Raw genomic sequence first — 12,538 nt, forward strand, 5'->3', positions numbered from 1 at the left:
TACATAGGCAAATTCAGTCAGGTTCTTACCCGGCGAGGTCGCCGAGGATGAACGAGATCTCGCAATGGGCCGTCTCCCTCTGCCGAGACGGACCCGGTTGTTCCATCTACATCACCCTTCCGAATCAATTGATTGATTATTTTTGTCGAGTTTCATGGTGCCGGTGTCGTGCGCCGGCTGGTATCCCACGGATGGGCGCATTTGGGTCCCTCCGGCGGGTGGACCCGATGTCCACCGATCGAGGGACATTAGGCTGTGCCGCATGTCCGCCCCCACCGTTCTGATCAGCGGCGCAGGCATCGCCGGGCCGGCCCTGGCGTTCTGGCTCACCCGCAGCGGACATCAGGCGGTGGTGGTCGAGCTGGCCGACGGCATCCGGCCCGGCGGCCAAACCGTGGACCTGCGTGGCGCGGGGCGGGTGGTCGTCGAGCGGATGGGGCTGCTGGACCGGATGCGCGAGCGCAGCGTGGATCAGCGCGGTGTCGCCTGGGTGCGGGAAGACGGACGCCGGACGGCCGAGATGCCGGTTACCGCCTTCCACGGCAACGGCGTGGTCAGCCAGCTCGAGATCTTGCGCGGCGACCTGGCCGACGTGCTGTATCAGGCCACCGCCGACGAGGTGGACTACCGGTTCAGCACCCGCATCACCGAGTTGGCGCAGTCGGATGACGGCGTGCTGGCGACGCTGTCGGACGGCACGACGGTGCGCGCCGATCTGGTGGTCGGGGCCGACGGACCGCATTCGGCGGTGCGCCGGCTGGTCTTTGGGCCCGAGGAGGAGTTCCTCCGCCCGCTGGGCGGCTACCACGCCTGGTTCACCGCTCCCGACACCGTCGGCCTCGACGGCTGGTTCCTGATGTACCAGGCCGCGGGCGGCCTGAACGCGTCGCTGCGCCCGTCGCACGATCCGGCGATCGGCAAGGCGGGCCTCGCGTTTCGGTCCGAACCACTGCAGTACGACCGCGGCGACCTCGACGCCCAGCGTGACCTGCTGGCCGCCCGCTTCGCCGGTGCCGGCTGGCACTGCGACGCCCTGGTGGCCGCCGCGCGCCAGGCCGACGACTTCTACTTCGACATGTTCGCCCAGGTTCATATGGACCGCTGGTCGTCTGGGCGGGTCACGCTGGTCGGGGATGCCGGCTATTGCGCGTCGCCGCTGAGCGGCATGGGCACCAGCCTGGCGCTGGTCGGGGCGTATGTATTGGCCGGCGAGCTGTCAAGCGCGCCGCTCCCGATCGCGCTGCAGCGCTATCAGCAGGTGATGCAGCCGTACGTCGATAGATGCCAGCGGCTGCCCAACGGCATCGACGGGTATGTCCCGAAATCCGCGACGGACATCCGGATCACGGCGCTGGTGATGAAGTACATGCAGCGCTGGCCATTTCGGTTGTGGGCCGAGCGTAAATGGTTCACCACGGCCGACGCCGTCGAACTGCCCGACTACCCCGCCGCAGCCCCTATTCTGGGAACGGCGCAGACATTGGGACCGGATCGGCGGAGGGGTGGATGACGGCCGTACTCGTATGTCGCACCTGCGGGATCGAACCAGTCGAGAATGCCCGGTTTTGCCACGGATGTGGCTCACCAATTACCCAGAACGACACACCGGCCGAGTACAAACAGGTCACCGTGCTGTTCGCGGACGTGGTGCGCTCGATGGACATGGCGACGGCGGTGGGTCCCGAGCGATGGCGCGAGATCATGGCCGAACTCGTCACGCGCTCGGCGGCAGTGGTGCAGCGCTACGGCGGCACCCTCGACCAGTTCACCGGCGACGGCATCATGGCCGTGTTCGGCGCCCCGGCCGCTTTGGAGGATCACGCGCTGCGGGCGTGCCTGACGGCGCTCGGTGTTCAGGATCAGGCCAAGGACCTTGCCGTCGACATCGCTCGCCGGGACGGCGTCGATCTGCGGTTGCGGGTGGGTCTCAATTCCGGCCAGGTGGTCGCCGGCAAGATCGGTTCAGCTGGGTTGCGCTACACCGCAATTGGTGTGCAGGTCGGGATGGCTCAGCGAATGGAATCGGTCGCGCCGCCCGGGGCCGTGATGCTCAGTGAGTCCACGGCGCGGCTGGTCGAGGGCGCCGCGGTGCTGGGCGAACCGCAGCTGGTGCGCATCAAGGGCAACGACGAGGGAGTGCCGGCGCGCCAGCTGCTGAGCGTGCCCGGCCGGCTCGAGGGGGCCGCCGGCTCGCACTCGAGGTTGGTGGGCCGCGAGTGGGAAGTGTCGGCGTTGACCGCGATGCTGGATCGCTCGATCGGTGGACGCGGGTCTGTGGTTTCGGTGGCGGGGCCGGCCGGCGTCGGCAAGACCCGGCTCGTCCGAGAAGGCATGCAGCTGGCCAAAAGTCGCGGCGTCGAGGTGTTCACCACGTTCTGCGAATCGCACGCGAGCGACGTCTCGTTCCGGGTCCTGGCGCGCCTGTTGCGCGCCTTCGGCCATTTGCGGGGTCTCGACGACGAGGCGGCACGCGCGCAGCTGCGCGCCCAGGTCCCGGATGCCGACCCGCAGGATGTGCTGCTGCTCGACGAATTGCTCGGCATAGCCGAACCCGGAGTGCAGCTGCCCAAGATCGACCCCGACGCGCGGCGGCGGCGGTTGACGGCGCTGATCAACGCGGCCCAGCTGGCCCGCCGCGAACCCGCGGTCTTTGTGGTCGAGGATGCGCATTGGATCGACGAGGTGAGCGAATCGCTGCTCGTCGACTTGTTCGCGGTGATCCCGCAGACCCGCTCGATGGTGCTGGTGACCTATCGTCCGGACTATCAGGGAGCGCTGGGGCGGGTCGCCGACGCGCAGACGATTGCCTTGACGGCACTTAGTGATTCGGACACCTCGACGCTGGTCACCGAGCTGTTGGGGACGGATCCGTCGGTGGACCAGATCGGCGCGGTCATCACCGAGCGTGCGGCCGGCAACCCGTTTTTCGCCGAGGAGATCATCCGCGAGTTCGCCGAACGCGGCGTGCTGGAGGGCCAGCGTGGCAGCTACACCTGCAACACCGACGTCGACGAAATACGTGTGCCGGCCACCGTTCAGGCGACCATCGCCGCACGCATCGACCGGCTGGGTCCGGCGGCCAAGCACACGCTTAGCGCAGCGGCGGTCATCGGGCCGCGTTTCAGCGCCGATCTACTGAGCAGCCTGGGCATCGACGCAGCGGTCGAGGAACTGATTGCCGCGGAGCTCGTCGACCAGGTGCGGTTCACTCCCCGCGCCGAATATGCGTTCCGGCACAACCTGATTCACGCGGTGGCCTACGAATCACAACTGAAATCCGATCGGGCCACCATGCATCGGCGGCTGGCTTCGGCGATTGAAGCACGCGAGCCGCAATTGGCCGATCAGAACGCCGCGCTGATCGCCGAGCATCTGGAGGTCGCCGGTGATCTGGAGGTCGCCTACGGCTGGCACATGCGCGCCGGGGCGTGGGCGGCCCGGCGCGACATCAACGCGGCGCGATTGAGCTGGGAGCGCGCCATCCGGATCGCCGACGCCTTGCCCATCGAACACCCGAACCTGGCAGCCATCCGCATTGCCCCGCGAACGATGCAGTGCGGGCTGGCCTTTGTGGCGCGGGCCGACGTCGCGGGCGCCCGGCTCGACGAATTGCGCAAATTGTGCACCGCCGCCGCGGACAAACCGTCGCTTGCCATCGGCATGGCAGGGCTGGTGATGCATCACGCGTATCAGGCCCGAACGCGCGAGGCCGCCCGGCTGGGGTCCGAAGCCATGGCGCTCATCGAGTCGATCGGCGATCCGAACCTGACGGTCGGGCTGTCGTTTGCCGGCATCTACGCCAAAGCAATGAACAACGAATGGGGTGAGACGCTGCGGTGGTCGCAGCGTGTCATCGAGCTGGCCGACGGCAATCCGGCTAAAGGCAAAGTCATCTTCGGCTCGCCGTTGGCGCTTGCCCTCACCACGCGCGCAATCGCCCGGTATTGGCTGGGTCAGTCCGACTGGCGCGACGACTTACAGCAGGCCCTGAGCATGGCCCGCCGCGCCGACCACATGTCCTACGCCACCGTGGTCAGCTATGTCTATTTCATGGGCATACCGGTGGGAGCGCTGAGGGCCGACGACGACGCCTTGCGCGAGATCGAGGATGCCCTGCAGATTGCCGAACGATCCAGCGACGACCTCGCGTTGGCGTTCGCGCGGATGACGCTGGGTGTCGCATTGGCCGAGCGGCCGAGTGAGTCGGAACGCCAACGCGGACAAGCGGTTTTGACCGAGGTCGCCGAAACGTTCCAGCGGCACGGCCACAACTTGGGTGAACTACCGCTGGTAAACGTCTACCTGGCGCGGGAGCTGGCTCGCGGCGGAGATCACGACCGGGCCATACCGTCGATGCGCGCCGCGGTCGAGAAGCTGATCCCGGACGGACAACTACTCGCCTGGGCGGTGCCGGCAATCGGCGTGCTGGTGGACACGCTGCTCGAACGCGGCGGCGAGGGCGACGTGGCCGAAGCCCACACCATGATCGACCGGCTGGCGGCAGTACCCACCGACAACGGTCTGGGTGTGCGCGACATCGTGGTCTTGCGGCTGCGCGTGCTGCAGGCGCGGGCCCAGGGTGACACCGCCTACGAAGGTCTGCGCGATCGCTACCGCGAGCTGGCGACATCGCTGGGCTTCGAGGGACACATCGCGTGGGCGCGATCGATGCCGTGAATTAGCCCGCCGCGTGGTCCAGTGCGCGGCGCGCGTAGGCGCGCACGTCGGCGTCGCTGTCCTTGAGGGCGATGCTCAGTGCATCGCCAGCGTCGGATTCACCGGCCCATCGGGTCAGGCTGAGCACAGCCGCCTTGCGCACATCGAGATGCGCGTCGGCAAGGGCCTGGGTCAGCCGGGGCACCGCGAACGCGGCGGCAGCTCCGGACAGCGCCCGCGCGGCACCCACCCGCACCTGCCAGGCCGGCGCCCGCAGGGCCTGGTCGACGGCAGCGAAATCGTCTGCGCTGCAGCCTAATTCGCCCAGTGCAGCAAGTGCCGCCGCGCGCACCAGCGGATCGGTGTCGCCGAGTAGAGCGCTCACGGCCCGGCCGCTTTCGTCGCTGGGGCCCAACGTCGCCAGGCCGGCGGCCGCCGTGATGCGAACCTCCCGGTTCTCGTCTGCGGTGGCGGCCACCACCCCGGTCACGTCGTCGACCGATACCAGCGCGCGCACCGCCTCGATCCGCACCCGGTGGTGGGAATCCGCAAGCGCGCGGCGGAATTCCGCGCCGTCACCGGCCCGGCGCGCGGCCAGCAGGTAGACGGCCGCCGCCCGCACCACCATGTCGTGCGAGTCCAGATAAGCCCGGCCACCGGCCGGGTTGGGCAACACCTCCACCAGTTCGCGGACGCCTTCGGCCGCGGTGCGGCGCACCGCGGCGTCGGCGTCGGCAAGGGCATCCAGCAGGGCCGCCGCATACCCGTGGGGTGTGTGCTCGGTGAGCGTGGCCACCGCCGTTCGCCGCACCCCGGGATCGGCGTCGGCCAGATACGGCCTTAGATCGGCGACGGCCTGTTCCTCGAGGGCAAGCACTTCGGCGATGCGCGGCGACGGGGGCTCGGTGGGTGTGGCCGCGACGATGCGGGACCGGGTGGTGGCCGGGGCCTGGCCGCCGACCAGCGGCGGCTGTTCCACCTGCTGCACGCCCTGATCCAGCGGCGGCAGTCCGTCGAGTTCCGGCACCGACACGAAATACGGGGCCACTGGGCGCTTCAGGAACACCATCTCGCCATCGCGGCCCTTGCGCAGGTTGAGGTGATAGCCCCATTGGCTGTCGTCGCGGCCGGGCAGGTCGGCACGGTCGTGGTAGAGACCCCAGCGCGATTCGGTGCGGGTGAGCGAGGAGCGGGCGGCCATCTCGGCGCAGTCCCGGATGAACGACACCTCCACGGCACGCATCAGCTCGTGTGGGGTGCGGGCGCCGATGCCGGCGATCTCGGTGTGCATCCGGTCGAAGGTGCGCACCGCGATCGACAGTTTGGCCGCCGTCTTCGGTGGCGCCACGTAGTCGTTGACGAAGCGCCGCAGCTTGTACTCCACCTGCGATTGCGGCGGGCCGTCGGGATGGCGCAGCGGCCGGTAGATCAGCTCGTGCGCCGCCCGCAGCTGGTCTTCCGGAAGTTCTTGCGGCGCAGCGGTTTCCGTGAGCGTGGTGGCGGCGTGCGCGCCGGCCAGGTCGCCGAAGACGAAGGCCCCGATCATGTAGTTGTGCGGGACGCAGGCCATATCCCCCGCCGCGTACAGTCCCGGCACGGTGGTGCGGGCGTGCTCGTCGACCCAGACACCGGAGGCGGAATGGCCGCTGCACAAACCGATTTCGGAGATGTGCATCTCCACGTCGTGGGTGCGATAGTCGTGCCCGCGGTTGGCGTGGAAGGTTCCGCGGGTGGGCCGCTCGGTGGTGTGCAGGATGTTCTCCAGCGCGGTCAGCGTCTCGTCGGACAGGTGCGACACCTTGAGGTAGATGGGGCCGCGGGCGGAGTCGATCTCGCTTTTCACCTCGGCCATCATCTGGCCCGACCAGTAGTCGGAGTCGACGAACCGTTCGCCGTGCGCATTGACCTGATAACCGCCGAACGGATTGGCCACATAGGCGCACGCCGGGCCGTTGTAGTCCTTGATCAGCGGGTTGACCTGGAAGCATTCGATGCCGGACAACTCCGCGCCGGCGTGGTAGGCCATCGCGTAGCCGTCGCCGGCGTTGGTCGGGTTCTCGTAGGTGCCGTACAGATAACCCGACGAGGGCAACCCGAGCCGGCCGCACGCCCCGGTCGCCAGAATCACCGCCTTGGCGCCGACGGCGACGAATTCGCCGGTGCGGGTGTGCAATGCGGCCGCACCCACCGCCCGCCCTCCCCCGTTGACCGACGTGAGCACTCTGACCGGCATCAGCCGGTTCTCGATGCGGATTCTCTCCCGCATCGACTTCTGCCGCAGCACCCGGTACAGCGCCTTCTTGACGTCCTTGCCTTCGGGCATCGGCAACACGTACGAGCCGGACCGGTGCACCCGTCGCACCGCGTATTCGCCGTGCTCGTCCTTCTCGAATTTCACCCCGTAGCGCTCTAGCTGTTGCACCATGGCGAACCCGCGGGTGGCGGTCTGATAGATGGTGCGCTGGTTGACGATTCCGTCGTTGGCCCGGGTGATTTCGGCGACGTAGTCTTCGGGTTCGGCCTTGCCGGGGATGACGGCATTGTTCACCCCGTCCATGCCCATGGCCAGCGCACCGGAGTGCCGCACGTGGGCCTTCTCCAACAGCAGCACCTGGGCGCCGCGCTCGGCGGCGGTGAGGGCGGCCATGGTGCCCGCGGTGCCCCCGCCGATGACCAGCACGTCGCAGTCCAAACGGGTGGGCGTTTCCGGATCGGGTATCTGCGTCATGCTGCCACCGAATGATCCAGTGCCGCAATAACTTCGGTGCGCAACTCGGGGCGGTTCGTCACACTGCGCGGGTCCGGCACGTCGATCAAGGCACGCAACGGCTCACCGGCCCGGCCCAGCACGGCTATCCGGTCTCCCAGTGCCAGCGCCTCGTCGACGTCGTGGGTGACGAACACGATCGTGGTCGGATGCGCGCACCAGGTGTCGACGAGCAGTCGCTGCATGGCGGCGCGGGTTTGGGTGTCCAGCGCGCCGAACGGCTCGTCCATCAACACCGCACGCGGCGCGCCGGCCAGCCCGCGCGCCAGCTGGACCCGCTGGCGCATCCCGCCGGACAGGCTCTTGGGCAGATAGTCGGCGAAACCGGTCAGCCCCACTTCGGCGATCCAGCGCTCGGCTTGCCGGCGCCGCGTGGCGCGGGGCTCACCGCGCAGCCGCAGCGCCAGTTCGATGTTGGATCGCACCGTGCGCCACGGCAGTAAAGCGTTGTCCTGGAACACCATTGCGCGATCACCCGACGTCGCCGTGACCGGTGCGCCGTCGGCCAGCACCCGGCCGCCGTCCGGTGCCAGCAGGCCGGCCAGCGCCCGCAGCACCGTCGACTTGCCGCAGCCCGACGGCCCGGTGAGCACCAGGATCTCCCCCGGCCGCGCCGTCAGGCTCAGCCCGTCGATCACCGCGACGCCGGTGTAGGACAGCCGCACGCCGTCCAGCTCGAGGTTCATCCCAACCGTCATTTCGTCCTCTCTTCCCCTCGCGGCAGCCAGCCCGTCACCCGGCGGCCCGCCAATTCGACCGAGGCCGATGTCGCGAACCCCAGCACCCCGATGGTGATGATGCCGACGAACACCTGCGGGTAGGCCAGCACGGTGTAGGCCTGCCAGGTGCGGTAGCCGACCCCCAGCCGGCCGGAGATCATCTCCGCGGAGATCACACAGATCCACGCCACACCCATACCGACCGACAGCCCGCCGAACACGCCGGGCAGGATGCCCGGCAACACCACCTGAGACAGCACATTCCAGCGGCTGCCGCCCAGCGTGCGCACCGAGTCCTCCCAGATCGTCGGTAGCGCCCGCACCGCGTGGCGGGTGCTGACCATGATCGGGAAATATGCGGCCAGGAAGGTGATGAACACGATGCCGGCCTCGTCGGTCGGAAACAGCAAGATCGCCACCGGCACCACGGCGATGGCCGGAATGGGCCGGGCCAGCTCGGTCAGCGGCCCGAACACGTCGGCGAACCAGCGGGAGCGGCCGAGCAGCACCCCGGTGGCGACCCCGACCACCGCGGCCAGGCCGAACCCGGTCAGGATGCGCAGCAAGGACTGCGCCAGGTCGAGCCAGTACTCGAATTTGGACAGCTGCCGGGTCAAGGCATGGACGATTTCGGTGACGGTGGGCAACGTGTCGAAGCGCAGCCAGAATCGGACCTTTGCGACGGTGAGCAGCTGCCACAGCCCGATGGCCGCGGCCACCGACGCCAGCCGGACCAGCCGGGATTGCCACGGCGACCGGGATCGCCGGGGCGTCTCGGCGACGGGAAGGGGCCGGACCCCGGCCCGACCGATCACGTCGGCCGTCATAGCGAACCTCCCAGCGCCTGTTGGTAATTCACGCTCACACTGCCCGGGTGGGCCGCGGTGTACCGGCGCGCCCCGGCCACGGTGCCGAACGGACGGTAGTCGTTGTGGTCCCGCACCCAGACCGCCTTGTCGGCGAACCACCGGGTGCCGAGTTCGGCGTCGGGCACATAGGCGGCGCGCACCTTGGCGCCGCGGGCGGTCGCGTCCCTGATCGCCTGCAGCAGGGCGGTCGGGTCGGCCACCGTTTGCGTTTCGCCGGATCCGTCCAGCCACAGTTCACTTGCCAGCGCCGGGTCACCGCCGAGCACGGACGGATTGGTGGTGCGCGCCCGCCAACCGCCATAGTCCAGCCCGCGGGCACCGAACACCGCGCGCAACGGTTCATCCTGGACGAAGCCGCTGACATCGAGATCGGCGAAGTCGCCGATCGACTTCAGGTAGGGCACATCGTTTTTCAGCGCGTCCACCAGCGCCGGTTTCAGCGTGGTGTCGAACGAGGTGCCGCCGGGACCGTTGTACAGGTAGACGACTTCGGCCGGCAGTCCGCTGGCTTCGGCGACGATGTGGGCGGCCTGTAGTGGCTTGGCGTTGAGGAAGTCGGTGGCATCCAGCTGGGCCTGCAGGAATGCCGCGAGCACCTCCGGATGGGCCGCGGCGTAGGAGCGCCGCACCACCACGCCATGCAGGGTCGGCAGGTTCAGCTCGGCCCCGTCGTAGAGAAGTTTGGCCTTGTTCTGGTAGACCAGCAGCCCGGGCCAGGCGACGAACTGCGAAAGAGCTTGCACCTGGCCGGATTCCAGGGCTGAGGCGCCGATCTGCGGCTGCTGGTTGAGCACGTCGACGCCGGCGATGCCGGCGCGATCCAGGGCGCGGGCCAGTGTGCCGTGACCGGCCGAGCCGACGCTGGCCGACACCCGTTGCCCGGCCAGATCCGTCAGCGCGGTTGCCGACGAATTCGGCGCCACCACAACCATGTTCAGCGCACCCTTGGCGTTGTAGCCGGTGACGGACACCATTTCGGTGCGGGCCAGCGGGTTCGCCTGAGTCTTGGAGCCGTTGATCAGCATGGGGTAATCCCCCATCGAGCCGATGTCGATCTTTTCGGCCAGCATCTGCGCGGTGATCGGTGCGCCGGTGTCGTAATCCTGCCACCGCACAGCATATTTGGTGCCGGTGCGCGTGGTGATGTCGGCAAGCCGGCGCTCCAAGTAGCCCTGGGCGCGCAGCAATGTGCCCGCGGTCACGGTGTTGATGGTCTTGGACTGGTAGCCGATGACGACGTTGACCACACCGGAGGATTGCGCCAGCGATTCCAGCGAGCAACCGGAGACGACCGTGATGACGACGGCCGCGATCGAAATCAGCCGCATGGCATGCCTTTTCATGTCACCGAATGAGATAGGGCATATTGACGGTCACAGCGCCCGTCGGGCAGCGGGCCGCACATGGTCCGCAGTACCAGCATTCGTCGACATGCATGAACGCCTTGCCGGTGTCGGGGTTGATGGCCAGCGAGTCCAGCGGGCAGATCTCGACGCACAACGTGCAGCCGTCGATACACAGCGACTCGTCGATGGTCACCGGTACATCGGCACGGTTGTTGACCAGCGTCATGGATTGCTCCTAATCGGCTCGACTCCTAATCAGGTTGCCGCGCATGGTGATCCGGTCACCGCGCATCCGGATGTATTCCAGATCGACCGGTGTCCCGTCGTCCAGGCAGGTGAGCCGTTCCAGCATCAGCAGGGCCGCGCCTTCTGGCACCTGCAGCGTGGCGGCCGAGTGGGCGTCGGCGGGGATGGCCTCCACGGCAAGCGACGCCGAACCCAGCCGTTGTCCGGTCACCTCTTCGATGAGCGCGAACAGGTCGTTGGATTCCAGCGGATGGCACAGAACCTGGGTCCCGATGTCGGGGGTGAGATAGGTCAGGTCCAGGCTGAGCGGCAGGTCGCCCAGATAGCGCAACCGCTCGACGAACACCGCCGGCTCGCCGGGCGCCAGCTGCAGCCGCCGGGCCACCGCGGGCGGCGCGGCCACCGGCATGGCGGCGCGCACCTCGTTGCGCACCTCCCCCTGGTTTTTGAACGTTTCTTTCAGCCCCAGCAGCGCGTCCAGGCCGTGCTCGTACTTGCGCTGCGCGACATGGGTGCCCACCTTGGGACCGCGGTCGATCAGTCCTTCGTTCTTCAAGACGGTGAGCGCCTCGCGAATGGTGTTGCGGGACACGAAGAATTCGGCCGCCAACTGGTGTTCGGCGGATAGTCCGTCGGGATAGGCGCCGGCATGAATCTGCTGGCGCAACACGTCGGCTACCCGGCGGGCCCGGTCGGCCCGTGGTCCGCTGATCGGTATGGCTTCGGCCACGCCGTCACGTTAAGCAGCTCCACCCGCACTTTCCGAGCGGCCGAAACGGGGTTGTCGAGCCGGTCAGCGTATTGCGCCGGGCAGGATCGGGCCGCGAGCAGGCAAAACTTCGGCATACCGGACTATTGCGCCACCCGGGGGCAGGCGCCGGCTTTCCGATCGTGGTGAACAGAACCTAAACGCTCGAGGCACCGGTCGCAGTTGTCGTCGACCGGTGGCAAGCGCAATGACATTGCGCGCAACTGCGATCCGGCTCTCCGACAAAACACCGGGACGGGCCCACGAATCGCGATAGCATGCCTCGACAGCCCAGCGATAGCCCTGCGATAACCCAGAGGTAGCCATGTCGTTTGTGGTGGCAGTGCCGGAGGCGTTGACGGTGACGGCAACGGACTTCGCCGGCATCGGTTCGGCACTTGCGGTGGCCAACGCTGCGGCGGCGGCTCCCACCGCAAGCGTGCTGGCCGCCGGTGCTGATGAAGTCTCGGCGGCGATCGCGGCCGTCTTTTCCAATCACGCCCACGCGTATCAGGCGCTCAGCACCCAGGCGGCCGGGTTTCACGAGCGGTTGGTGCAGGCATTGAACACCGCCGGCGGCTGGTACGCGGCCGCCGAGGCCGCCAATGTATCGCCGCTGCAGTCGGCGCAACAGCAACTGCTGAATGCCGTTAACGCGCCCACCGAAACGCTGTTTGGGCGCCCGCTGATCGGTAACGGCGCTGACGCGCCGGCGGGGAGCGGCCTGGCCGGCGGGGCCGGCGGGCTGCTGTTCGGCAACGGCGGAAACGGCGGGTCCGGTGGGACTGGCCAGCCGGGCGGCGCCGGCGGGGACGCCGGCCTGATCGGAAACGGCGGCAGGGGTGGCAACGGCGGGGCTGCCGTGGCCCTGGGTACGGGCGCATCCGGCGGGAGGGGCGGCGATGGCGGGCTGCTCTACGGCGTGGGCGGCGCCGGCGGCAACGGCAGCGCCGGCATCCTCGGCGCGGGCGGAGCCGGCGGGGCCGGCGGCAGCGCCGGGCTGGTGGGCATGGGCGGAGCCGGCGGAGCCGGCGGCGACGGCGCGGTGAGTGGCACCGTCGGGGCCGGCGGCGCCGGCGGTGCGGGCGGCAATGTCGGGCTGGTGGGTACCGGCGGAGCCGGCGGGGCCGGCGGCATCGGCGGGGTCAGCGGCAGCGGTGGGGCCGGAGGACACGGCGGCTCCGCCG

Annotated in this window: 9 protein-coding genes; 3 read left to right on the forward strand and 6 right to left on the reverse strand. The window is 68.6% G+C overall.

All coding sequences use genetic code 11. The features are described from left to right. Nucleotides 1-262 precede the first annotated feature (262 nt). Complete coding sequence (locus BST12_RS15545; protein WP_083114016.1) at nucleotides 263-1,510, forward strand: FAD-dependent monooxygenase; 1,248 nt, start codon at nucleotides 263-265, stop codon at nucleotides 1,508-1,510. After that, nucleotides 1,507-4,677: an ATP-binding protein gene (locus tag BST12_RS15550; RefSeq protein ID WP_083114017.1), complete on the forward strand. Its 3,171-nt coding sequence runs from the start codon at nucleotides 1,507-1,509 to the stop codon at nucleotides 4,675-4,677. The genes BST12_RS15545 and BST12_RS15550 overlap by 4 nt, the downstream gene beginning before the upstream one ends. A gap of 1 nt (nucleotide 4,678) precedes the next feature. Here the strand turns inward: BST12_RS15550 and BST12_RS15555 are convergent, their stop codons facing one another. From BST12_RS15555 to BST12_RS15580, 6 genes are read right to left on the reverse strand one after another with little or no spacing between them, the layout of a single operon-like run. Further along, nucleotides 4,679-7,384 carry a fumarate reductase/succinate dehydrogenase flavoprotein subunit gene (locus tag BST12_RS15555; RefSeq protein ID WP_083114018.1) on the reverse strand — a complete coding sequence of 902 codons (2,706 nt, stop codon included), beginning with the start codon at nucleotides 7,382-7,384 and terminating at the stop codon, nucleotides 4,679-4,681. After that, complete coding sequence (locus BST12_RS15560) at nucleotides 7,381-8,121, reverse strand: ABC transporter ATP-binding protein (protein ID WP_083114019.1); 741 nt, start codon at nucleotides 8,119-8,121, stop codon at nucleotides 7,381-7,383. The genes BST12_RS15555 and BST12_RS15560 overlap by 4 nt, the downstream gene beginning before the upstream one ends. Then, nucleotides 8,118-8,969, reverse strand: a complete 852-nt coding sequence (locus BST12_RS15565) for an ABC transporter permease (RefSeq protein ID WP_083114020.1) — start codon at nucleotides 8,967-8,969, stop codon at nucleotides 8,118-8,120. The genes BST12_RS15560 and BST12_RS15565 overlap by 4 nt, the downstream gene beginning before the upstream one ends. Next, nucleotides 8,966-10,354 (reverse strand): ABC transporter substrate-binding protein, encoded by a 1,389-nt coding sequence (locus BST12_RS15570; RefSeq protein ID WP_083114021.1) that lies wholly within the window; start codon nucleotides 10,352-10,354, stop codon nucleotides 8,966-8,968. Before BST12_RS15570 ends, BST12_RS15565 begins: the two co-directional genes overlap by 4 nt. 1 nt (nucleotide 10,355) lies before the next feature. Next, a complete protein-coding gene (locus BST12_RS15575) occupies nucleotides 10,356-10,583 on the reverse strand; it encodes a 4Fe-4S dicluster domain-containing protein (RefSeq protein WP_083114022.1) in 228 nt (75 codons plus the stop codon). 9 nt (nucleotides 10,584-10,592) lie between these two features. Next, on the reverse strand, nucleotides 10,593-11,273 hold the full coding sequence (locus tag BST12_RS15580; RefSeq protein ID WP_372510942.1) for a GntR family transcriptional regulator: 681 nt from the start codon (nucleotides 11,271-11,273) through the stop codon (nucleotides 10,593-10,595). 403 nt (nucleotides 11,274-11,676) lie between these two features. Between BST12_RS15580 and BST12_RS15585 the strand changes: the two genes are divergently transcribed. After that, the coding region (locus BST12_RS15585) for a PE family protein (protein ID WP_139801704.1) at nucleotides 11,677-12,538 on the forward strand (862 nt) is incomplete at its 3' end.

The organism is Mycobacterium angelicum (genome assembly GCF_002086155.1).
GTDB lineage: Bacteria > Actinomycetota > Actinomycetes > Mycobacteriales > Mycobacteriaceae > Mycobacterium > Mycobacterium angelicum.